Genomic DNA, 20868 nt, shown 5'->3' with positions numbered 1-20868 from the left:
TAAATTTATAGACTGTTACCAGTATTATCTATTACAAGGAGGCCATTTATGAAAACAATCAACGCCACGTTCTTTATTAAAGAGGATAATCGTCAAGATTTCTTGCAGGCGATTCAACCACTGATTGAATCCTCAAGACAAGAAAAAGGAAACCGCAGCTACCAGCTCTATCAAGCTGTGGACAAGCCCAATCAATTTATCATGATTGAACAGTGGGAAAATCAAGAAGCTATCGATAGCCACAACCAAACACCGGTCTTCACCCAATTTTTCGACCAATTGTCTGACTGGTCAGCAGCTGAACCAATTGTGACTGTGTTTGACTAAATGATTCTAAAGGGAGTGGGAATACGAACCAAAACTTTCAATTTTTGGGTTCTTTCCCACTCCCTTTGTAATTCTTTTTCACAGCTGACTCAAACGCTTCGTGACACTAAGCTTACGCATGGTGGCTTTAATCGCCATTTTCTTTTCTAAAAAGTTCGTATTCAGCCGTTTCTTTTCAGCATCACGTGGTAGATAAAGATACAGACATTCACTTCCGACGGCAAACAATTCATCATCAAAATCTTGCTCTAGGAGCTGGGCGACTTTCTCCGAAGGCAGTGTATCATTAGTAAAAACCAGATGAACACGTGAGCTATCATATCCGTCATCAAAAGGATTCTCCTGAGCAGCCATTAGTTGCTCAGGACTTTTGATAATGACGGATAAATCTGCACCGATTTTTTCTAAAATGGTATCGTGAACGAGGTTTTTGACGTCTTTATCGGCTAAATCCGTCTCGCAAACAATATTCCCACTCTGAATATAGATCTCTACGGCCTGCAAGCCTACTGTCTCTAAAATCTCTCTAAGATAAGCCATCTTAGGAATGCGATTTTGCCCTGTCGGTGTAACCCCGCGTAAAAGGATGATTATTTTCTCCATCAGGTCTCCTTACTCTGAAAATGAGGCCATCAATCTGGCATAAGCGGCAACATCTCCCGTAGAGAAATAGTCAAACCAAGCTTCGATGGTTTTATTAGAATACAAACCCAACTTTTCCACAATAAGTTTTGCCCACAAGAGTGAGCCAGCAGAGCTTGCTGTGATAAGATTGCCATCACAAACAGCCACATCGTCTTTATAATTTCTCTGCCCAGTATAATGAGGACTCATTTCTGGGTAAAAAGGAGCATTGCTCGTATGGAAACGTGTATTTAAGGCACTACGGTCAGCCAGCCCCAAGGTAGCACCGCAGATAGCGGCAACCAAGATCCCCTCCTGTAACAACTTGGCCGCAAGGTTCAAAATAGCTGCTTGCTCCTCATCTAGCCAAGTCTCACCGCCAATGAGCACCAAAGCTGCTGTACTCGCAACATCTATATCATCTAGACTTAAATCGGGCACTAGAGTAATGCCGCTGGCTGTCCTAATCGGCGCTTTTGTCCTGCCTACCGTCTTAAAAGAAACTTTGGGCTTTTTCAGCATAGTCTGCAGGCTCAGAGCTTGCATTAGATAGCCATGTTCCCAATCGGCCATAGTATCTTGGACGTACATATAAACGGTTTTCATCATTCCTGCCTCACACACTCCTATTGAATAACTTTTTCCATGTATTTACCTCACGGAGTACCTAAGTATAGTTTTTTGCTTGTCTTCAGCTGTTCTGTTGCGATTGCTTAGGTAGATTTCTCTGTGAAAATCGGCTGTTCGTGTAAGGTTGAGATCATTGGCAAGTTGCTCCATCAATGCAAAAGACTTGGGTTCATCATCGTAGCTTCCCATATGTAAGATCTGAATAGCTTTGCCATCTTTTACTTCTTCAAAGCCTATCTCATCATACAAGTCATTAGGCTTTTTCTTTCTAACAGTCTCAAGCGCCTTGGTAAAATCCTTCTGCCTTATAAAATCAGGTTGTTTAATCATCAGTGTATAGGTCAGTTTGTTTTTATCAAATGCTGACTCATCACCATTTTCCCAAAGTCCCTCCAAAGGATAGACGGTAAAATCCGTCACTTCAGCATCGGACCTATCTTTCATATCTTTCTTATACTGCATCTTGATAGCATAGGCCAGCGCATATAGGGCGGATATCCTATCTGAAAAATCCGCTTCATTGGGATTACCTTTGCCTTTTATCAGGATAAACTGCTGTTTGGGTACTTCTACTACGACCGGTGTCTGCTTGACACCATAAAGAGCTTTTTCCTGTTTTCTCCATTCGTATTTCATGATCTAATCCTCCTGTATTTTGATAGTTCTATTGTACAGGAAGATACTTGACACCATTTGTCAGGTTCTATATTTTTTGGCCATTTTATGAGTCATTTCTCTCATTTGCTTTCGAACATCCTCTGGTTCTAAAACTTCTACCGCATCTCCAAATGAAAGAATATAACGATAAAGGTTGTCATCATTAGGCAGTTCTATCTCAGCATAGAGATTGCCCTCTTTATCTTCTGCAGCATTTTCTGCCATTTCATCGTAGACCCTAAATGCTGCTGTTTTATCAAATTTCATTTTGATTGCTACTGTATCTTCAGTCTTTACTTCCCTTGGCAAAACAATACTGTCGAATTGATCGTTAAAGCGATCCCGACACGTTTCAAAGCCTTTGATACGAGACAGTTTAAAATACCGGAAATCATTTCTGAGCAAACAAAAACCATAGACATACCAATCCCAGCTTTTAAATAAAAGCCTGACGGGTTTGACTTCTCTATAGGTTTCTTCTTTACTGCTGGAAAAATATCGGAATCTCACAATATTTTTATTGATAATAGCTGACTTTATGTCTCTAAATAACTCATCATAGGCTTTATTCCCCTGCCAGCTATCAAAATCAACCTCTATCCAATTGGTGTTTTTCATTTTAAAGAGGGCAGACAGTTTTGTCAGAAGCTCATTCTCATATTCTTTACTTGTTCCCTCCAGACCTTTCAGGGCGATTAAAATCTGCTCTTGTTCTTTCCCAGAGAGCAGTGATTTCCTCAGTACAAAGTCATCAGAAATTTCAATGCCACCACCCTTGCCTTGAGTCGCATAAATCGGAATGCCTGCACTGCTGATAACATCGATATCTCGGTATATGGTCCTGACGGAGACTTCATATTTCTCAGCCAATTCATGAGCCGTTACTTTACCCTTCTCTAGGACGTAGTATAGAATTCTAAACAGTCTATTATTCTTCATGATTCAATCGCTCCTACAAATAGGACAGCACAAGCCTGACAGAGATTATCGAGTTAGGATATTTCTCACTCAACAAATCTTTCAAAACCTTCTGCAAATTTGCTTGGGAAAAATTCCGTAACCTCATATTCTGCGATGGCGTTGACATTGAACGGATCCTCCGCAAGAATAGTATTTAGCTCATTTTCACTTTCAGCATTGCAGAGAATAATCCCTCCTGTCCTTGGATTTTTACGCCCAGACGCAATAAAATCTCCAGATCCATAATACTTATCTAAGAAAGCGACATGGGCTTCCAGATATTTTTCCACATCTTCTAATGGTTTCACATAGTTTAAACTAACGATGTACATACTAATAACCTCCGTTTCGATTAATTTATTTTTATTACTCTCACAACCTAACTTGGCTCTCTAAAAATTTAGATATAACCTCTTCAATCTGTCCCGAGTGAGAAGTAAGCACTTGATGGGCTCCACCTTCAATCCATTCTAATTGAGCTACCTTTATACGCTTGGCTAACTCTCTGGCAGCCCTCTTATTGGGAACATCTTTTGTTCCACATAATACCAAAGTCGGACAAGAGACTGCCGACAATTTTTCTTCTAGATTAACATCTACCATGGAATTCATAAATTCAATCGCCCGATTTTTTGTCAGCCCCAAACCTTTAAAAGTCTGCTCAGGCATGAAATGAAAGATGAAATTTTGTACTTTTATCAGCCATTTGGGTGTCTTATACTGAGCAGAAATTAAGATCAAGCCAGAAACTTTATCCTGATGAGCAGCCGCATAATGTAAGGCCAGTATAGCTCCTAGTGAATGTCCAGACAAAACCAATGGCTCGCTAGTAGCGTGACAGTAATTCTCTAAACCTTCATACAATTGCCTGTAATGTGGATGCTCTTTATCAAACCAATCCCCTAAAGGCAAAATAGAAGATTTTTCTGAAGGAATTTTAGTTGCTATATCTCGCCAGACAGATGGAGAATCGCCTAAACCGTGCAGATAAACATGCTCCATTTCCCTTCCTCCAATTTTTAATTTTTTTGATAATTCTCCATCACTTCCTCAACCTCTGCCAAGGTCACGCCAAATAGTTCTAAGCGTTTGAGGAGTTGCTTACCGTTGGTGTAACCTATTCGCAACTGTTCACCGAGGTACTCACGGCGCTGACGACTGTCAGCTCCCATGAGAAGGCCGAGGCGCATGAGATCGGATTGGGTAATATCAAAATGATTGTCATCATCGTAGCTGCCAAGTACCCCAGACAAAGCTTTTTGCAAGTCCTCGAAAGAGGCATGCTCAACACCGAGCGAGCGCCCCTTGTTTTTTGATTTTGGCACAGCTTCATCACGGTTAAGAAAGGCATGTTTAGCGGTCGGTACAGCCTCCATGATGATTTTGCGGATGCGTTCCCCATTGTAGTCAGGGTCGGTGAAGACGATAACACCTCGTAACTCATTGAGATAAGCGATGCGTTCTAGATCCTCATCGGTAATGGCAGAACCCTTGGTTTCGTAGGTATCAACCTCATAAAAACGGCGCAGATTGGCCGTGTCACTCTTGCCCTCGACGACGAGGACTTCTTGTATTTTAATTTTATTTTCCATCATTTTTATTGTCGCTATGTGCACAAACTGACTAGCGGATAATTAATAAACCTTTTCAAATACTTCACACAGCATAGGTGCTTGTTCGTAAAATTCTTTTCCTATTGCTTGGTATTCCTGATTAAAAAAATCATCATGAACCTTTTTCCAGTAAAAATAACTCCTATCACCTTCCCCCTCATGCCAAGCATGCTCAGGTGAAATCAAATAATAGGGCATAAGGTAGGTCACCTTGGTTTGAGTGACACAGACTGGTTCCTGTGAGCCATTGAGGATAATGTTATAATCACCAACTTGTGGAACATACTCTCCCGCCTCATATAATTCATAAGATGAGGTCGTTGCTGTTTTTATCCCTCTATTGACCAAATCTGCTAGCTCATCTGCCATCTCTTTGGTATTTCCAAAGCTCCACGCCTCATACTTGGTATCTTCTGGTAAATGTAACTTCTTACAGCAACGGGCCCAGTAATCCTTGATCGTGTCAGTCATATAGTCTTTTTCCTTATCTAGCAGTCAATTTCAAAAATACGTAGAGCATTTTCAGTCGTAGCTTCAGCCACTTCTTCGCTCGTTAGCCCTCGTAGTTCGGCAATCTTATCAACGACATAACAAGTATAGGCCGTGCGGTTTTCTCGGCCGCGTTTAGGCACAGGTGCTAGGTAAGGGGCATCGGTTTCCACTAAGATTTTGTCAAGCGGTAAACCAGCTGCTGCTTCTTGCACGTCCAGTGCTTTTTTAAAGGTCACGACACCTGAGAAGGAAATCAACATGCCTAGATCCACGAACTTCTGCGCCATCTCAAGAGACCCTGAGTAGGAATGCATAATGCCACCACATGGACCGACACCTGCTTCCTTGATAACTTCATAGGTATCCTCAAGCGCATCACGAGTATGGACAACAAAAGGCAGGTCATAATCCTTGGACAGCTGGATTTGGCGTTTAAAGACCTCGATCTGAACGTCCTTGGGATCTTCCATCCAGTGGTAATCCAGACCGATTTCACCCAAGGCAATGACCTTAGGATCATGCAGGTGACTGACAATCATATCTTCGACTTCCTGCGTGTAAGAACCAGCCTCAGTCGGATGCCAGCCGATAGTCGAATAGAGTTCAGGAAACTGACGAGACAGCTCTAAGCTCCGCTTAATCGTCGGCTCATCAAAACCAACGATATTCATCCTCGTCACGCCGAGTTCACGCGCTGCTGCAATCTCTTCTGCTTCTTTTCCTGTAAAATTTTCTACGTTTAAATGGGTATGGGTATCAAATATATTCATGCCTTTATTTTATCACAAAGTCCAGATAAAAAGAGCCCAAATCATATTTGAGCTCTGCTATTGTATTCTTTAATTTAGTTCTTGGAATTTACCATCTTTGATCTCGGTGTAACCTTGATCTTTCAAAGCCTGACTGGATTGCTTAAAGCTGATATGATCAACCCTTTTGCCATCAGGTACCTGAACTTGCAAGAGGTCAGCATTGGCATTGATATCAACCTTAGAAAAATCCACTGTTGTGGTTTCAACCATTCGATCGCCTTGATAGTCAACTTTATGCTTAATTCCCTTAACACCGTCCCACTTGTTACCGCCGTGCGCTTCTAAATATTGCTTGGCAGCATCAGCAGAATCCACCTGAATAGCTGCGTAAAGCAGGGTAGTTGTGGTGGTCATTTTCAGCACTTTATCATCTTTATACTCATAGTGATTCCGGACATCCATCTGTCCCGCCTTTACTAATTGAAAATCAGCTGTCTCGCGAGGACTAGTATTCTCAGTCGCTTGTTTGCTGCCGCAAGCCACTAAGACCAGGGCCGCTAAGAAAGCGACTAAGCCGAGGGCTAATTTTTTTAAGGTCATAGGATGAGCTCCAATCTTTATTTAATTCAAAGCTATTATAGGAATCCCGATAAAACTTGTCAAGCGCTTTCATAAAACTTTTGAGGAAAAATCACAAAAAATTAAAAGAGACAGGAGCGCCTACCACTTCAGAGGTGAGGAGGTAGGTCTCTAATTCCCTTTATATTCTTTAGGAAATTGGCTTAAAATCGATTCTAGGAAAAATCCATGTCTAAATTTGTTGTACCATGCGCTATAATAAATCTACATAGCATTATGTGAGTATGTATTTAATAGGGGATAGCCATGAGCCTACAGGTCAGTATTAGAGTATTGAAAGAACTTAAGGAAAAGCTAGTGGGGCTTGCAAAAGAAGAAGGCAAAACAGTTACCCAATAAGCACCGTTCTAGCTGACGAAAAAGGTACAGAGTACAGAGGCTAATAGCAGTCGCATAGAGGAGATACCAACCAAGGGCTGATTTTGAGTGAGAAAGAGCCTACTATACCTCTCAGATTGAGAAAGAAGATGAGCAGATAGCTGAAATTAGCGAAACCAACCAAAAACAGCTATAACTGATCGCTGTACTATGAGAAATGAAACCCTCCTAATCGAAGAAAACCACTCAGGTAGCAGAAGATTTTCGGAAGAAAAAATAAGGCAAATTAGGCTGATTTTTAGCATAAATATACCGATTTTATGAAAAAATGGGCTAAAAATTGAATATCCCAGTTTTCAAATAAAAACAAAAGGTAGTTAAACTCTAAAGGAATCCAGTAAAGACAATGGTTCAACTGCCTTTTATAATTGATTAATTTTTTTTTTCGAAAAATTTAGTTTTTAGGAAAGTCGTCTGTTTGAGGTTCTATTTTTTAACAATCTCATATAGTCGCTTCTTGAAGGAATGAAGTGGGTGATAATCACTTCCTTATTCTCTTCGTCAACGACAAATAAAATGAGATAGTCATCAGAGATAAGAGCCTCAGTCTTAAATTTGTCGTGCAATTTCCTGCCAATTCTATCATCAAAATCAAATCCAGATGGCATAAAAGTTAGGTTGTTCACCTTAGAGCGGATTCTATTCACGACATTCTTAGCTCCAGAAGCACTAACGTTTGAGATGAAGTTGAAGATTTCATCTAACTCGCTAATCGCTTCTTTTGCATATCTGATTTTATAATCCATAACGCTCTACCAAATCTGTATCAGTGTAATAGTCCCCAGATTGAACATCTGAGACCCTTTGATTGATTTCATTTTTCAATTGCATGAACAAAAATTCATTTTCAAGTTCTTCTTCATCTGGCAAGTCTACAGATTTTGTTAGGGCCACATTTTTAAGAAAAAGAGTCATTCCTTTAGCAAGACTATAACCATTCTCTTTTAGGACTTTACTTGCGGAATCCAAAGTATCTGAATCCATTTTAAAAGCTACACTTTTCAAAGATGCTGATTTACTCATAGCATTACCTCCTGTATTTTAAACATGCTATCTATACATGTAATTATACGACTATTATATTAATCTGGCAATTATTTTATGACTAGGGAACACGAAGATATCATTATTTGTGAACCTATTAGCACATTTAGGTCAGATAAAACTTATCATCAAAATCATAAATATGGAAATTCAAATAAATTGTTCTTCATTATCCAGACCTAGTATAAGATAATGAATCGTTTATATCTGTCGCCATTGCGAAACGTATATTTCCTGCGATGCTAAGAACTTAATCTGTTCCCTGTGTATCTAAAAGCTATATATAAAGTATATAGGCTAGTTTTCCTTCCTCCCCCAGTGCCCGTCCTGATAGTAAAAATCAAATATATTAGCAACCTTACCAAGGAAAATCTTTTCTGCTATCAGTGTCAACTATTCTACTTTGTTTAATGTAAAATCCATTTTTGTCTCCTTGATTAATCAAATTTTTTATTTTTTTCAAAGCGTGTTTTTGCCACTTTTGGAAAGGGGGGCGTGAAAAAATTGCTCTTCGATCCAAACTGCTTCATCTGGACTAATTTTCATAGTCACAATTTTTAATCCTTCCTGAAAAAGCTCGTTATCTAAGACTCTGATAAATCGAGCAGACTCTAAAAAGAGCCTTAATATACTTGTTCTTTTGATAAATTTCTTCTAGAAATTCTTCTTTTTCAAATGTTTACCCATTTCGATCTTTTTCTTGTGCTCTATTGAGAACTTCTTCTAAATCATTGATTTTATTATTCATAATTTTCTCCTTCTTTTTTAATTTGATAATAAAAAAAGAGAAGCTCTATTGGCCTCTCTTGTATGGCTCTCCATTTACTAGATTGACGCAGCCGTAGGAGCAAGACTTGTTAGCTACGCCCCCTGCTGGCTTTTTCCGTTTTGGCACAAGGCCAAAACGGAAAATCTAAACGAATGCGATGAATATCGTTCATTTACTTCCAACCTCCAAAGCACCCCCAGACCTTTAGAACTGTGCGGGGGTGGGCTAAAAAGGTCTGGGAGACTTTTTTAATCAGAAAATAAAACTGGCAAAGCAAGTGTCAAAAACGATCTGGGGGAGACCCTTGCAAGTCATCACCTTAGCCAAAACTGTCATTTTTAGGGATGATTTCACTCCCTTATTACTTTTTAGCCAGCTTTGAAAGCCTCAAGCTGACCTGTATAATTAGCCCAGTCTTGAGTCAGGAAATCGTCACTGATATGATAATCTGGTTGAACCTGTTTTTGCGTCAAGAAAGGCTTGACATACTTGTCAACAGCTAACCAGCCATTCCAGCCCAAGTGAATGGTATCCTGCATAAAGTAAGGACGCTCCCCATCCTTAGAAAGGTCAGCAATATGATTAAATCCTTGACTTTGCAGTTGATATTTGATTTTAGCAACAGACTCCTGATACATTTTAGTATCCAGCCCTGTATAATTAGACCATTTCTTATTAACCGGTGGAATGATAAAAAGCACGTCAGTATTCATCTGAGCAAACTGATGGAGCACCAACTGCAAATCATTGAACTCAGGCGACTTAGTATAGTTGAATGTCTTCTGGGCCCCTTTCAAGGCCTTGTAATTTCCCTTAATCCGATTGTTATAGAAATGATTAGAGATCCCAAAGCGGTTGTTGTTCGTTGCCTTGGCCGCTAATTTATCAGCTTTGGCTGACAGAGCCTCGTAAGAGAAATCATCCGGTAATGTAGCAGCCTTCTTGACAATTTTTTCATCATAGTTCAGACTGTTTACAACAAATTGACTATAGAAGTTATCTTCCTTTTTCAATACCTGTTCCCTAAGCTTGAGCTGGGCTCGATCGGATTTGGATAATGTTTGTCCTTTAGCAACTTTTTCTACCATCTTAGACAGAGAGGCCGCTGGATAAAGCCTAAGGAAACGTTTTGCTGCATAGCGATCATAAGGGGTTCCTTTTTGATTCTGCAAAAAGCTCACCAGCTGGTCGTTGCTAAAGAAGCTTTGAAAGGCTGCCGGATTAGCACCATCCTTGACGAACCATTGGGGAGAAATAACATAAACCGCCTGCTTATGGGTCATCTGAGGAATAATTTGCTGCATGCCATAGTACTGAGTTAGAGATGCCGCACCTTTTTGTCCCAAGAGATAGGGAGTATAGCCGCGGTCGTAGGCATCAGCTAAGACGGAAGGGTGCATGGCATCTATCCGTGACCATTCACTGGAACCAAAAAAAGGAACAAAGCGATGTCTAGGGTCACCGAGAGCACGGACTTTCTTGGCCCGACTTTTAAAACTAACCTTAGTCAAAGCGGCTGCATCAGTCTTCTCAGCCTGAAAGGAATGTCCCCGATTAGTCGGATAAAGACCAATTAGGGCAATAACCAAGATAAAGGCACAGATCAGAGGGCCAAAAATTTGCCACAAACGTTTAAGCATTGCGTAACTCCGTTACTCCTTGAACAATCTTATTGGCAGTATTCCAGTCATCACGACCAAATTCTGAAACAGGTACACTGATATCGAAATGATTTTCCAATTCAACAATCAATTCAACAGTCCCCATACTATCGAGCACACCGGCATCGAATAAATCCTCGTCCATCATATCAGACACATCTTCCATGAAAAGATCGTCAATAATTTCAATAACTTCTGCTTTAATATCCATTTTTATTCCCCTTTACTTTTTAATCAGTGGATTATTAAACCACTGGGCATCTAGGAAACCTGAGAAGAGCAGGAAGGAAACCATCACTACATGGAAAGTAATAAAGATCCCTAAAGCTTGCGTCCACTTATTATCAGGCAGAGGCTCCTGCCCCTTCTTCCTTCTTTCCTTATTGATTTTTTTCTTTTTTCGGAACCAGGCATCATTAATAACAAGACCGACACCATGGAAAAGACCGTAAGCGATATAGTACCAAGTCACTCCATGCCAGAAGCCCATTACCAACATATTAACGAGATAGGCTACGCTGGAGGTGACATTGCGATTGTCAAAAACCTTCTTTTGAATTAAGAGCTTAACCAATCGCATGAAAATGAAATCTCGAAACCAAAAAGATAAGCTCATGTGCCAGCGATTCCAAAATTCCTTTAGATCCCTTGAAATGAAGGGCTTATTAAAATTAATTGGGCTCTTAATTCCCATGAGATTGGAGATTGCTAAAGCAAACATAGAATAGCCTGCAAAGTCAAAAAAGAGGTCCAAACCATAGGCATACATAACACCGAGAGTATAACGGTTGAAAATACCGCCCATTTGAAGGGAAGCTTCCTTCATTGGATTGAGTAAGTAGGTCTCATCCAAATAGGCAATGATAAACTTGTAGAGAAAGCCCAGCATAATCCAATAGACAGCCTGCTCCAGCATGTTGAGCAGCTCATCTCGTTCAGGAATATTTTGGTAATCCTCATCAAAACGCTTGAAGCGATCAATTGGGCCACTTGAAAAAGTTGGCATAAAGAGCAAGAAACGCAGGAACTGCCAGAGAGTAAATTCCTTGAGCACTCCGTCTCGCATCTCAATAATCATGCCGACCGCTCGAAAGGTCAGATAGGAAATCCCTAGAAAACCAAAGAGGGAGCCAAAACCATGCGATATAGTCGGTGCTACTTTGACAAAGACCAGCGGCAAAATCGACAGGCCAGTCCACACATAGAAAACTCCAGAACTATTGGCTCGCCCGCGATAAACCTTATAGGAAAAAACCAAGACTGTTTCCCAGATGACATAAAACAAGAGGGAAATCAGCTGATTAAGATCTTTTCCTGTCAGCATCAGGACAATAAAAGCCAGACTGACTAAGGCTTCATAGGGAGCGAAACGTTTCTTGAAGAAGAGGCCAATGAAAATCGGCAAAACCGCCAAAATAATATAGACAAAATACTGGGGATTCCCATAAGCCTCCAACTGAGGCAGAGAGGTCAAAAAGCTGATCATCGCTTATTCACCTCATTCATAAGTCCTTTAATATCAATCTTGCCATTAGGGGTCAGCGGCAGGTCATCACGATAGAGAAATTTGGAGGGCATCATGTAGTCCATCATAATATCCTTGAGATCCTCTTTGATGGCCTTAGTGATATCCAAGGCCTTGTCAAATTGCTCCGCCACTCCGTCTTTGAGAACGATATAGGCCAGAAGATTTTGCACCTTGTGGTCTTTATTGTAGCGCGGAACTGCTACAGCTGAATCAACATACTGAGACTTATTAAGGCTCTGAGCCACATCTTCCAACTCAATACGGAAACCGTTGAACTTGATTTGGAAATCCATCCGACCACCGTAGAGCAAGAGGCCTTCATCAGTCATCTTGCCCAAATCTCCTGTATGGTAGGCTGGCAAACCCTTATAACTAAAGAAAGATTCTGATGTCTTTTCAGGATTGTTGAGATAGCCCTTGGATACGGCAGGGCCTGAAACGATAATTTCACCCTGCTGACCATTAGGCAGCGGATTGCCCGCTTCATCAATGACATAGGTTGGCGAATCCTCCTTGGTATATCCGATTGGCAGGCGCTTGCAGGTTGCCAGCATCTCATCGGTCACAGCAACAGCTGATAAAGCAACGGTTGCTTCGGTTGGGCCATAAGCGTTGACAATACGGGCCTGAGGGAAACGATCTCGCAATTTCTGAGCCGTCTTAACCGTTAATTCTTCCCCATCAAAGTAGAAATGAGTCAGCTGAGGCAGGGTTTGGCTATTAAAATCATCCGACAGCATGGCCATATCAACAAAAGATGGTGTTGAAGTCCAAACCCCAATCGGTAGCTCATTGATCGTTACAAAAAGTTTCTTAAAATCAACAATAATTTCCTTAGGGAGGGCAAAGAGGGTGCCGCCCTTAGCTAGAGTCGGAGCCCAGTACATAACCGATAAGTCAAAGGAATAAGGCGGCTGAGCCAACATCTGCGGATGCTCAGGAATGCTGAACTCTGGATCGCTGATTAGCCAGTTGGTGAAGCTCAAGAGGTTGTCATGTGAGATTTGCACTCCCTTTGGTTTACCAGTCGTCCCTGAAGTAAAAATAATATAGTAGTTATCATCTCCTTGAACAGGATGGGTCAACTGGTAGACTGTTTTTGTCGCAAAAGCGGCTTTAACGTCCGATAGACTTAGTATCGGCGTAGTCACATTAGCCATCGGAAAGGCACCGATAGAAATGATCAGGCTAGGTTTAGCGACTTCTAAGATGGCTTCAATCCGATCTAAAGCTGAGTGCTGATCAACCGGAATATAGGCATGGCCTGACTTACTGAGGGCAAGAAAACTTGCTAACATTTCATACTCTTGACCACCAAAAACCATGACTGGTGATTGAGCAGGTAAAGCCAAAGTATCAAGGTAAGCAGCTAGACTATCAGAGTCAGATTTTAATTCACCATAAGTATGGACTTCTCCCAGAATATTATAAACGGGATAGTCCGCCTGAGACTGAGCAAAAGCTTCAATCGTCTGAATCATATCTTTAATCACAGTAGTCTAACCTCTCTTAAAATTCGTTGTAAATAAAGTTGCCTTGACCGCGGCCTAGATAACTAAAGAAATATAGTAACATCAGAATGATAATAAAATACAAGGCTGTCCGCCACAAGAATCGCCAATAGGCCTTCATGTTTGCTTTCCCTCTCATCTTTGAATTTGCAGATTTAAGCTCCCTCTCAGACCGAGTTACCAACTCCAATCAGAATCAGTCTTAAGTCTTCCCTCTGCAATATTTAGTCTCTTTATTTTACCATATTATTACAGAACGGAGATAGGTAACCGTTTTCAGGTTAAGCAAATTCCTGAAATCTCATTTTTGAAATAGGAAGAAGACTAGAATTTAGCCAAGAAAAAATCAGCTCCCTCGAGTAAGAGCTGATCTTGTGTTTGATGTCATTATGCAGACAAGACTTTACGTCCTTTGCGGCGACGTGCTGCAAGAACACGACGGCCGTTCTTAGTTGCCATACGATGACGGAATCCGTGTTTACGTTGACGACGGATCTTACTTGGTTGGTAAGTACGTTTCACCTGGAATACCTCCTCATAGATTTTCGTATTCGTTTAGCCGGCTATTATTATGATCAGTTACTAAACATACTTATTCATTTTATCCTAAGGCTAAGCACTTGTCAAGATTGCTCCCTCCTTTTTTCTGCTAATTTGCGATTAATCTTTTCCAAACGTCGGGTCAATATAAAATAAACGACTCCCCATATCAATAGATAGGTAAGAATAACATTAGCTAATAGTGTTAGTGATAAAAGGTGCCAGCCATAATGATTTAGACCATTCATCAAGACAACTGAACTGTAAACTAAACAAAAATGTAAAAGTAATCTAAAAACAAAAGAGGGCCTCTCTAACTCAAAAATCATGGAGAATAGGCCAATCAGCCCACTAATCCAGACGACATTTGTGATTTGCAAGACAGTCTGATCCTCTGCCCCATTTAACCAAAGGGTAGCTATGAAACTCAAGCTGCCAAAACCAATCCCCAGCAAAAAGTAAATGATGCCCTTCCGAATTGCTATCGTCATTTCTTCACCTCACAAACCCAAACGTTTTTCTAAATTGCTTAAGTAACGCCGGCTGATATCCAGCTTACGTTGGCCTGTCAAAATTGCCAGCATATTTCCTGAAAAGCTGGCTTCCAGAGCCTCTAAATGGTTGATATTGAGCAGTGCATGCTTAGACACCTGCACAAAGTCAGGATTGTTCAGTCTCTCCGCAAATTTATAGAGACGATCATTGGTCAAAAAGCGACCCTTGCACGCTTCCAAAATTAAATGACTGCCTTCAACATCTACATAAATTAGGTCTTCAACTTTAAGCATCTCAATCCGATCACTAGTCTTGATGGGAAGAACCGTCACATCTTCCCGACCATAACTTGACAGATAATCCAGCACGTCCTGAACTTCTTTTGATTTTTCCTGACTTTGAACCAAAACTCGAACCTCATTCGGTTCTAAAGCTTTAATTTTCTCAAAGCGATAGTGCATGCTCTATCTCCTATTTTTTTCTTTCTATCTTAACTTTTTAGAGCTAGTTATGCAATCATCAATTGACCGAAAGGATAGCAAAACAAATCAAAAGAAAGTAAAGGTTGCCGAAAAAAAGGAAAATTCTTTCAAAAAGTCCAAAATATTTTTTCAAAAAAGGAAGAATCAGAGCGGCTACTAAACCGTAGAGGCCTAATTCAACCAGAACTTTTAAACAATTCGCAAGCTGATAAAAATTGTGTTTTAAAGGGAGGAAAGCATCTTCAAAATTCAAGAGCACTAGGGCCAAGGCTGTAAATTGAAAAATGGCAAACAAGAGATGCAAGCGGCCTTCGAATGTCCTTTCCTGCCCTTCTATGTCTGTTGGAAAAACGGCGACTCCTAAGGTTCCAAGCAAAGCTAGGCAAAGTAAAACAATAGCTTTTTCCTTAAAATCAAATTGATAAGTCCAAAATCCTAAGGCTAAAGCTAAGGAAATGTTCCGCAAAGCCGACAACAGACCGGCCAGCTGAAAATAATTCTTATGATCGCCAATCCCATAATCACTGACTGCCTGAGAAATCGGATGATAGACTCCTCTGTTCTTGATATGCAATACTGTTAACAAATAATAATAGACTAGAATACAGATGATAGCTAGGACAGCAAAAATATCAGTTAGCATAGTTTTAATCTCCTTTAAATCCTTTTTTAGCTGAGGATCGCTTCTTAGATTTTTTTAGCTTTTCTTGCAAAAACACTCATGCCCAGCAAAAGCAAGCCAGCTAAGAAACTCAAGCCAAGGACCAAGAACTCTTGACTGAGGCTGGTCAGTTTCTCCCATTTTAGGCCAATCCCCAAGTATTCCTGAACACTTAGCCCAGGCCGATGCCAACTCACCACTTGATCACCAATCAGAATATGACGATAAGCAGAGGCGACATAGGTCCAAGGGGTATATTTCATCAGAGTTTGAGCAGAATCTGGCAGAGTTCCGATTGGGACATAAACGCCGACCAAAAAACCTGAGGCTGTTCCGATGATCACCCCCAATCGCTCCACAACCTCTGAAGTCTTAATAAATTGCACGACTGCTAAACCGATCACCGCACTCATCACACTGCTAGCAACCATAAGGGCAAACAGTTTCAATCCTTGCTCCAAAGAAACAAAATCCAAATTATCCTGCCAGCTAAAATAGACAGCCATCAGCAAATAGACCAAAACCTGCATAATCACGCCAATAACCGTGCTGGAGATAACATAACCGAGATTTAACTGAAAAAATGTCGTGTCTGTCAAAAGAAAATCGTCTAACTTATGACTTTCCCAATCACGCACTAGGCGAGTAATACCAGTCCAAACAGTCGTCACAGAAGCTACTGCCAAGGTACCGCCCATAATCCATTGATCCAGCATTTTCTCAGGGTGGCTAGTGCCAGACCAAGCATCCTGCATGTTTTTTTGCAAAAAGATGAGATAAAGACCAAAGGCAATCCAGGCTCCCATGAGGGAGAAAAAAACGGTCACCTTATTGTGAAAATAGAGTCGTAAGTTCCTTTTTGCCATTGTAATCATAGGTACGCTCCTTTTTAGTTCTTAAATTCTGTTCCTGCGACAGCCATAAAGACATCATTGATGTCTCCTTTTTGAAAATCAAAATCAAGGATATGATTTTGATGATTGACTAGAAAATCCAAGGCTTGTGGCATAGTCAAATCTTCAAACAGCAACCAACCATCGGCTTTTTCTTCATAGGTTAGTCCCGAGAATTCCGCCTGATCGGCCTTAATCAAGAGACGATTTTTGGCATATCGATCCTTGAGTTCTTGAGCAGAGCCTTGGACCAGAACACGACCATGGTCAATAATATAGGCCATATCAGCATTTTCGGCTTCTTCCAAGTAGTGAGTGGTCAAAAAGATAGTCAACCCTTCTTCTCTTTTCAGCTGATGCAGCAGATCCCAGATAGCCTTGCGGCTTTGGAGATCCAAACCCGTTGTCGGTTCGTCTAAGAAAAGCAGATCTGGCTTAGTCAAAAGAGCTCTAGCGATATCCACTCGACGCCGTTGACCACCTGACAAAGTACCATATTCCTGTTTGAGAAGATCCTCAATCGAAAGCATCTCGATCAAGTCTTCAATCCAAGCCTTGTCAATTTGGCGATAAAGACCTGCTCGACTCTCCAAATTTGCCTGAACGCTCAATTCCTCATCAAGAACACTTTCCTGAAAAACCATGCCAATCTTGAGATTCGGTGCTAATTTGACCTGACCTGAACTGGCTGCCAAAAGCCCTGTCAAAATCTTAATCGTGGTTGATTTCCCAGCCCCATTGGTCCCAATATAGGCGAGCAATTGTCCCTTATCTACCTGAATATTGAGGTTTTCCAGAACGGCCTTCTCACCGTAGACCTTCGTTAAATTTTTCGTTTCAATGAGCATCTGATCACCCGCTTTCCTTTCATTGGCCTAATTTTATCAAAGGAAAAACAGTTTGTGTTCACAATTTAGCCAAGCGGTCAAAATTCATAGGTAAGCGGAGAAAAAATACCCTGAACATTAGAATTTTTATCTAGATTTTACAATACCTATCATCTTCTTGATATGGTGTTCCCAATAGATAAAAGCTCGAAGCCTTAGTAGCCATCAGCCGAACTGGTCGTTTTATTGTTTGGTACTCCGTTAAAAACTAACTGGGTTGAAGCCATAACAAAACGAGTCTGGACTCTTGTCCCAGACTCGTTAGTATTGTTCTAGCTTACCAGATTGACACAGTGATGGGGAGTAAGGCTTGTCGGGTAAACCAAGAAGTCTTACCTCGAACCACTGCCGATTGTTTTTTGTAACTGGGCGCTTCTTAGTTTTTAAGCGTCTGGGACAAACAGCCATGATAGCTTAGCCCTCACCCACAAAGTATTGTTCTCTGAAGATTACGTATAAAAAGTTCAGACTCGTTAACATTGTTCTAGATTTACTAGATTGACGCAGTGGTTGATTGATGGTCCTTATCCCTTTCGTAGCAAGGGATAGCAGCCAACCTAATCAACTGTGCGGAGGTGGGATTGAAATGCTCCAGTGGACTTTGGCAGTCTGGGGATAAACTGCCAAAACCTGCCATCTAAAAATAGAAAAGTGGCAGAGATCTGAACCCTAAAATAAGAGAGCGAGGAAAATCCAAATCGTGATTTTATCACGATTTACTGATTGAGTCCCACTCTCTATTAGTTTAATCGTCTCGACTAGGAACAACAACCACATAGCGCTTAGGGTCGTGTCCCTCTGAATAACTGTCGACGTCAGGAATTTTGGCAATTGTTTTATGGATAATCTTACGTTCATCGTTGGACATACTGTCCATATGATAAGCCTGACCGCTGTCTGAAACACGCTCAGCAATCTTATGGGCAAAATCAATCAAGGTCTCCATGCGACGTTCGACATAATCATGAACATTAACTGTCACTGAGAAGGAACGAGAATAATGGTCATGTAAGAAGTTTTGAGCTAAAATTTGCAGGGATTTAAGCACTTTACCATGGTAACCGATGACTCGTCCAGCCTCCGGTGCTTCAACCTGAATGGTGATTTGACGGCCGGATTGATTAGTTGTTAAACCAGCCTCCACATCCATTTCGTAGATAATATTTTCAAGATAGGTTGTCACAGCTTCAGCGGCTTCACCAATATCCTTGTCGGCCTTAGTTTCAGTCTGATTAGACTCACTCGTAGCGTTAGTAAAACGACGCGGCTCCGGTTCTGAATCCTCAGCTACTGACTGTGCTGAATCCTCTTGGACAACCACGTCATCCGCCACAGGGCCAGCTGCTCTTTGATTAACCGACTTCTGTGAATTTTCAGGAGAAAGCTCAGTTGAATCAGCAGCTTGACTATCCTCAGCTTCTAGCTCATCTTCCCAATCAAGGCCTTCCTTGTCCAGTTCTTCCTTCTTACGTCGATACTCTTCAACAATTTCATCGGGAAGTAAATCGCTAAGAACAGAAGTTATGGAACGTCTAGCATCCAGCATTTCAGATTTGGCTTTATCATTAACGATTTGCCCACGATTTTCCAAATACTTGATAATGCTCGTCACCTTGCGGGACTCTGCTGCCTCTTGTTTGAGAGCTTCCTCGGAGGCTTCCCGTTTACTCAAGGCTTTTGGTAAATTCCGAACGATCTCTTGATCGGCTTGAGAAACAGTCGTGCGGCTGATGACTTCTACATCAACTTTGGCTGGTTTCTTACCAAAACCGAAAAAACCTTTTTTACCGCGCGAGAGAACGCGGATAGAAGCCTTGGTTCTAGTGATACCTAAATCACTAAGACCTGCCTGAATTGCTTCTTCAACAGTATTACCTGTGAATACTACCATAATATCTATACTCCTTCGCTAACAGAAAATTTGCGCCTTTTTCTGATGCGTCTACTTACGTTTTTTTCGCGCTCTTTTTTTGGCTCGACGAATTTTTGCTTCCCTTTCCTTTTCTTGTGCCTCCTTACGTTCCCGCTCAGCAATAATCTTAAAGGGATTGTGGAAAATCAAAAGCTGAGCTACCTGAAATGCATTACCAATTGCCCAGTAGAGAGCAATCCCACTTGTGAAGCGAGTCCCAATCCACAAAATAAAGAGAGGCATAATAATGCTAGTAGCTGTCATAAAGGCATTCTTTTCCTTAGCCGCCTTGTTGCTGAGCCACATAGACAGATAGGTAAAAATAGCTGCCAGAATCGGCAAAATATAGGTACCGTCATTTTCACCTAAATTCCAGAATAGGAAATTTCCTTGACTCAAGGCAGGTACCCGAATCAAAGCCTGATAAAGAGCCATCATCACTGGAAATTGGATGACTAAAGGCAATAAAGCTGCCCATTGGTTCACGCCATTTTCTTTGTAGAGTTCTTGCGTTTTTATGGCCTGCATATTGCGGTCGTCAGCGTATTCTTTCTGAATCCGTTTCAGCTCAGGCTGAAGCTCTTGAATTTCTTGGCTAGATTTAATCTGACGATTATAAAGAGGAATCAGGGCTAAACGAACAATTAGGGTAAAAAGAATGATCCCAATCCCGACCGAACCACCAAAGGATAGCCACTGAATAGCACGACCAAAACCGTAAACCAACTGATCCCAACCTGTCGATGAACTGTTAACTGGATTGCGACGAGCACAGGCAGACAAGACAATCAAAGCTGCTAGGACTAGACCACTTAACTTAACTTTTTTTTTCACAAAATATTCCTTTCAACACAAATCTATTAAATCATCAGGAGCTCACCAATAGGCAATACTCAATCTTGATAGACACCAGCTAGACTGAGAACATGTTTTAAATTCTGTCTCACTGCCTGATAGTCCATATCTTCAACGCCTTTTCGAGCAATAATAACAAAGTCATCGTTGCTTAAATGCGGAGCCAATTCCATCAAAACATGTCTCATCTTCCGTTTGATCCGATTGCGGATAACGGCATTGCCAAGCTTTTTACTGACCGACAGGCCAACTCTAAAATGCTTCTGTGACTTTTCTAAACTATAAACGACAAATTTCCTATTGGCGACACTCTTGCCTCGCCTAAAAATAGCTTGAAAATCTAAGTTTTTTTTAACACGATAGGTCTTCTTCAAGGCAGTCTCCAAACACTCTAAATTACCCCTTATTATACCATAAAAGAGCCAAAAGCCAAAAATACCCTAGATTCAACACGATCTATCTAACCTCTCAGACGCTTCCCTTTGCCAAGCTACATTTTATCACTAGTTAGCTATAAATACCAGACCAATTGAGTTCTAAGTATTAAATCAGCCCCAA

At 41.0% G+C, this 20868-nt stretch carries 27 protein-coding genes; 1 reads left to right on the top strand and 26 read right to left on the bottom strand.

The genetic code is table 11. The annotated features are described in order from the left end of the window. The first annotated feature begins 48 nt into the window (after window positions 1–48). Entirely contained in the window at window positions 49–327 is a 279-nt protein-coding gene (locus ACFSN5_RS01285) for a putative quinol monooxygenase (RefSeq protein ID WP_165211931.1), read from the top strand. Window positions 328–405: 78 nt separating this feature from the next. Here ACFSN5_RS01285 and ACFSN5_RS01280 read toward each other — a convergent pair whose 3' ends face one another. From ACFSN5_RS01280 to rnpA, 26 genes are all read right to left on the bottom strand, one after another. Next, window positions 406–930 carry a DUF1697 domain-containing protein gene (locus tag ACFSN5_RS01280; RefSeq protein ID WP_165211929.1) on the bottom strand — a complete coding sequence of 175 codons (525 nt, stop codon included), beginning with the start codon at window positions 928–930 and terminating at the stop codon, window positions 406–408. A gap of 9 nt (window positions 931–939) precedes the next feature. Continuing rightward, the gene (locus tag ACFSN5_RS01275; protein WP_165212117.1) at window positions 940–1557 is read right to left on the bottom strand and encodes a DJ-1/PfpI family protein; all 618 of its coding nucleotides are present in this window, start codon (window positions 1555–1557) and stop codon (window positions 940–942) included. Between the two features lie 45 nt (window positions 1558–1602). Then, window positions 1603–2217, bottom strand: a complete 615-nt coding sequence (locus ACFSN5_RS01270; RefSeq protein WP_057489988.1) for a GyrI-like domain-containing protein — start codon at window positions 2215–2217, stop codon at window positions 1603–1605. A 60-nt stretch (window positions 2218–2277) separates the two neighbouring features. Then, window positions 2278–3177 carry a helix-turn-helix transcriptional regulator gene (locus ACFSN5_RS01265; RefSeq protein ID WP_165211927.1) on the bottom strand — a complete coding sequence of 300 codons (900 nt, stop codon included), beginning with the start codon at window positions 3175–3177 and terminating at the stop codon, window positions 2278–2280. A 65-nt stretch (window positions 3178–3242) separates the two neighbouring features. Further along, window positions 3243–3530 (bottom strand): YciI family protein, encoded by a 288-nt coding sequence (locus ACFSN5_RS01260; protein ID WP_165211925.1) that lies wholly within the window; start codon window positions 3528–3530, stop codon window positions 3243–3245. A 40-nt stretch (window positions 3531–3570) separates the two neighbouring features. After that, window positions 3571–4200 carry an alpha/beta fold hydrolase gene (locus ACFSN5_RS01255; RefSeq protein WP_165329285.1) on the bottom strand — a complete coding sequence of 210 codons (630 nt, stop codon included), beginning with the start codon at window positions 4198–4200 and terminating at the stop codon, window positions 3571–3573. A gap of 17 nt (window positions 4201–4217) precedes the next feature. After that, the gene (gene rnmV / locus ACFSN5_RS01250; protein ID WP_165212115.1) at window positions 4218–4790 is read right to left on the bottom strand and encodes a ribonuclease M5; all 573 of its coding nucleotides are present in this window, start codon (window positions 4788–4790) and stop codon (window positions 4218–4220) included. Window positions 4791–4832: 42 nt separating this feature from the next. Then, window positions 4833–5282 carry an ASCH domain-containing protein gene (locus tag ACFSN5_RS01245; RefSeq protein ID WP_165211921.1) on the bottom strand — a complete coding sequence of 150 codons (450 nt, stop codon included), beginning with the start codon at window positions 5280–5282 and terminating at the stop codon, window positions 4833–4835. Between the two features lie 17 nt (window positions 5283–5299). After that, window positions 5300–6073, bottom strand: a complete 774-nt coding sequence (locus tag ACFSN5_RS01240) for a TatD family hydrolase (RefSeq protein WP_165211919.1) — start codon at window positions 6071–6073, stop codon at window positions 5300–5302. 69 nt (window positions 6074–6142) lie between these two features. Then, window positions 6143–6655, bottom strand: a complete 513-nt coding sequence (locus ACFSN5_RS01235; protein ID WP_165211916.1) for a DUF1307 domain-containing protein — start codon at window positions 6653–6655, stop codon at window positions 6143–6145. Between the two features lie 818 nt (window positions 6656–7473). Beyond that, window positions 7474–7818 (bottom strand): type II toxin-antitoxin system RelE/ParE family toxin, encoded by a 345-nt coding sequence (locus ACFSN5_RS01230; RefSeq protein ID WP_165211913.1) that lies wholly within the window; start codon window positions 7816–7818, stop codon window positions 7474–7476. Continuing rightward, a complete protein-coding gene (locus ACFSN5_RS01225; RefSeq protein WP_165211910.1) occupies window positions 7808–8095 on the bottom strand; it encodes a type II toxin-antitoxin system RelB/ParD family antitoxin in 288 nt (95 codons plus the stop codon). The genes ACFSN5_RS01230 and ACFSN5_RS01225 overlap by 11 nt, the downstream gene beginning before the upstream one ends. Window positions 8096–9253: 1158 nt before the next feature. Beyond that, window positions 9254–10525 (bottom strand): D-alanyl-lipoteichoic acid biosynthesis protein DltD, encoded by a 1272-nt coding sequence (dltD, locus tag ACFSN5_RS01220; protein WP_165211907.1) that lies wholly within the window; start codon window positions 10523–10525, stop codon window positions 9254–9256. Further along, a complete protein-coding gene (gene dltC / locus ACFSN5_RS01215; protein WP_165211904.1) occupies window positions 10518–10757 on the bottom strand; it encodes a D-alanine--poly(phosphoribitol) ligase subunit DltC in 240 nt (79 codons plus the stop codon). The genes dltD and dltC overlap by 8 nt, the downstream gene beginning before the upstream one ends. 12 nt (window positions 10758–10769) lie before the next feature. Then, window positions 10770–12032, bottom strand: coding sequence for a D-alanyl-lipoteichoic acid biosynthesis protein DltB (gene dltB / locus ACFSN5_RS01210; protein WP_165211901.1), 1263 nt, complete (start codon window positions 12030–12032; stop codon window positions 10770–10772). Beyond that, window positions 12029–13567, bottom strand: coding sequence for a D-alanine--poly(phosphoribitol) ligase subunit DltA (dltA, locus tag ACFSN5_RS01205; RefSeq protein WP_165211898.1), 1539 nt, complete (start codon window positions 13565–13567; stop codon window positions 12029–12031). The genes dltB and dltA overlap by 4 nt, the downstream gene beginning before the upstream one ends. 16 nt (window positions 13568–13583) lie before the next feature. Next, window positions 13584–13706, bottom strand: a complete 123-nt coding sequence (locus ACFSN5_RS01200) for a teichoic acid D-Ala incorporation-associated protein DltX (protein ID WP_165212113.1) — start codon at window positions 13704–13706, stop codon at window positions 13584–13586. 266 nt (window positions 13707–13972) lie between these two features. Continuing rightward, window positions 13973–14107 (bottom strand): 50S ribosomal protein L34, encoded by a 135-nt coding sequence (gene rpmH, locus ACFSN5_RS01195; RefSeq protein WP_004228750.1) that lies wholly within the window; start codon window positions 14105–14107, stop codon window positions 13973–13975. A 101-nt stretch (window positions 14108–14208) separates the two neighbouring features. Beyond that, a complete protein-coding gene (locus ACFSN5_RS01190; protein WP_165211895.1) occupies window positions 14209–14616 on the bottom strand; it encodes a DUF3021 domain-containing protein in 408 nt (135 codons plus the stop codon). 9 nt (window positions 14617–14625) lie between these two features. After that, entirely contained in the window at window positions 14626–15081 is a 456-nt protein-coding gene (locus tag ACFSN5_RS01185; RefSeq protein WP_165211892.1) for a LytTR family DNA-binding domain-containing protein, read from the bottom strand. Between the two features lie 58 nt (window positions 15082–15139). After that, the gene (locus ACFSN5_RS01180; protein ID WP_165211889.1) at window positions 15140–15745 is read right to left on the bottom strand and encodes a DUF998 domain-containing protein; all 606 of its coding nucleotides are present in this window, start codon (window positions 15743–15745) and stop codon (window positions 15140–15142) included. Between the two features lie 44 nt (window positions 15746–15789). Next, on the bottom strand, window positions 15790–16638 hold the full coding sequence (locus ACFSN5_RS01175; RefSeq protein WP_165211886.1) for an ABC transporter permease: 849 nt from the start codon (window positions 16636–16638) through the stop codon (window positions 15790–15792). Window positions 16639–16652: 14 nt separating this feature from the next. Beyond that, complete coding sequence (locus ACFSN5_RS01170; protein ID WP_165211883.1) at window positions 16653–17504, bottom strand: ABC transporter ATP-binding protein; 852 nt, start codon at window positions 17502–17504, stop codon at window positions 16653–16655. Between the two features lie 784 nt (window positions 17505–18288). Further along, entirely contained in the window at window positions 18289–19434 is a 1146-nt protein-coding gene (gene jag / locus ACFSN5_RS01165) for an RNA-binding cell elongation regulator Jag/EloR (RefSeq protein WP_165211880.1), read from the bottom strand. Window positions 19435–19485: 51 nt separating this feature from the next. Further along, complete coding sequence (locus ACFSN5_RS01160; protein WP_165211877.1) at window positions 19486–20289, bottom strand: YidC/Oxa1 family membrane protein insertase; 804 nt, start codon at window positions 20287–20289, stop codon at window positions 19486–19488. A gap of 59 nt (window positions 20290–20348) precedes the next feature. Further along, complete coding sequence (gene rnpA / locus ACFSN5_RS01155; RefSeq protein ID WP_165211874.1) at window positions 20349–20684, bottom strand: ribonuclease P protein component; 336 nt, start codon at window positions 20682–20684, stop codon at window positions 20349–20351. Between the last annotated feature and the right edge of the window lie 184 nt (window positions 20685–20868).

The sequence above is a fragment of the Streptococcus tangpeifui genome (assembly GCF_044503215.1).
Lineage (GTDB): Bacteria > Bacillota > Bacilli > Lactobacillales > Streptococcaceae > Streptococcus > Streptococcus tangpeifui.
This window is presented reverse-complemented; position numbering and strand designations above follow the sequence as displayed.

What these genes read in the sequence shown, in the direction of transcription:
- ACFSN5_RS01285 (WP_165211931.1), top strand. Translation starts at nt 49, where the DNA reads ATGAAAACAATCAACGCCACGTTCTTTATTAAAGAGGATAATCGTCAA.
- ACFSN5_RS01280 (WP_165211929.1), bottom strand. Translation starts at nt 930, where the DNA reads ATGGAGAAAATAATCATCCTTTTACGCGGGGTTACACCGACAGGGCAA.
- ACFSN5_RS01275 (WP_165212117.1), bottom strand. Translation starts at nt 1,557, where the DNA reads ATGAAAACCGTTTATATGTACGTCCAAGATACTATGGCCGATTGGGAA.
- ACFSN5_RS01270 (WP_057489988.1), bottom strand. Translation starts at nt 2,217, where the DNA reads ATGAAATACGAATGGAGAAAACAGGAAAAAGCTCTTTATGGTGTCAAG.
- ACFSN5_RS01265 (WP_165211927.1), bottom strand. Translation starts at nt 3,177, where the DNA reads ATGAAGAATAATAGACTGTTTAGAATTCTATACTACGTCCTAGAGAAG.
- ACFSN5_RS01260 (WP_165211925.1), bottom strand. Translation starts at nt 3,530, where the DNA reads ATGTACATCGTTAGTTTAAACTATGTGAAACCATTAGAAGATGTGGAA.
- ACFSN5_RS01255 (WP_165329285.1), bottom strand. Translation starts at nt 4,200, where the DNA reads ATGGAGCATGTTTATCTGCACGGTTTAGGCGATTCTCCATCTGTCTGG.
- rnmV (WP_165212115.1), bottom strand. Translation starts at nt 4,790, where the DNA reads ATGGAAAATAAAATTAAAATACAAGAAGTCCTCGTCGTCGAGGGCAAG.
- ACFSN5_RS01245 (WP_165211921.1), bottom strand. Translation starts at nt 5,282, where the DNA reads ATGACTGACACGATCAAGGATTACTGGGCCCGTTGCTGTAAGAAGTTA.
- ACFSN5_RS01240 (WP_165211919.1), bottom strand. Translation starts at nt 6,073, where the DNA reads ATGAATATATTTGATACCCATACCCATTTAAACGTAGAAAATTTTACA.
- ACFSN5_RS01235 (WP_165211916.1), bottom strand. Translation starts at nt 6,655, where the DNA reads ATGACCTTAAAAAAATTAGCCCTCGGCTTAGTCGCTTTCTTAGCGGCC.
- ACFSN5_RS01230 (WP_165211913.1), bottom strand. Translation starts at nt 7,818, where the DNA reads ATGGATTATAAAATCAGATATGCAAAAGAAGCGATTAGCGAGTTAGAT.
- ACFSN5_RS01225 (WP_165211910.1), bottom strand. Translation starts at nt 8,095, where the DNA reads ATGAGTAAATCAGCATCTTTGAAAAGTGTAGCTTTTAAAATGGATTCA.
- dltD (WP_165211907.1), bottom strand. Translation starts at nt 10,525, where the DNA reads ATGCTTAAACGTTTGTGGCAAATTTTTGGCCCTCTGATCTGTGCCTTT.
- dltC (WP_165211904.1), bottom strand. Translation starts at nt 10,757, where the DNA reads ATGGATATTAAAGCAGAAGTTATTGAAATTATTGACGATCTTTTCATG.
- dltB (WP_165211901.1), bottom strand. Translation starts at nt 12,032, where the DNA reads ATGATCAGCTTTTTGACCTCTCTGCCTCAGTTGGAGGCTTATGGGAAT.
- ACFSN5_RS01200 (WP_165212113.1), bottom strand. Translation starts at nt 13,706, where the DNA reads ATGAAGGCCTATTGGCGATTCTTGTGGCGGACAGCCTTGTATTTTATT.
- ACFSN5_RS01190 (WP_165211895.1), bottom strand. Translation starts at nt 14,616, where the DNA reads ATGACGATAGCAATTCGGAAGGGCATCATTTACTTTTTGCTGGGGATT.
- ACFSN5_RS01185 (WP_165211892.1), bottom strand. Translation starts at nt 15,081, where the DNA reads ATGCACTATCGCTTTGAGAAAATTAAAGCTTTAGAACCGAATGAGGTT.
- ACFSN5_RS01180 (WP_165211889.1), bottom strand. Translation starts at nt 15,745, where the DNA reads ATGCTAACTGATATTTTTGCTGTCCTAGCTATCATCTGTATTCTAGTC.
- ACFSN5_RS01175 (WP_165211886.1), bottom strand. Translation starts at nt 16,638, where the DNA reads ATGATTACAATGGCAAAAAGGAACTTACGACTCTATTTTCACAATAAG.
- ACFSN5_RS01170 (WP_165211883.1), bottom strand. Translation starts at nt 17,504, where the DNA reads ATGCTCATTGAAACGAAAAATTTAACGAAGGTCTACGGTGAGAAGGCC.
- jag (WP_165211880.1), bottom strand. Translation starts at nt 19,434, where the DNA reads ATGGTAGTATTCACAGGTAATACTGTTGAAGAAGCAATTCAGGCAGGT.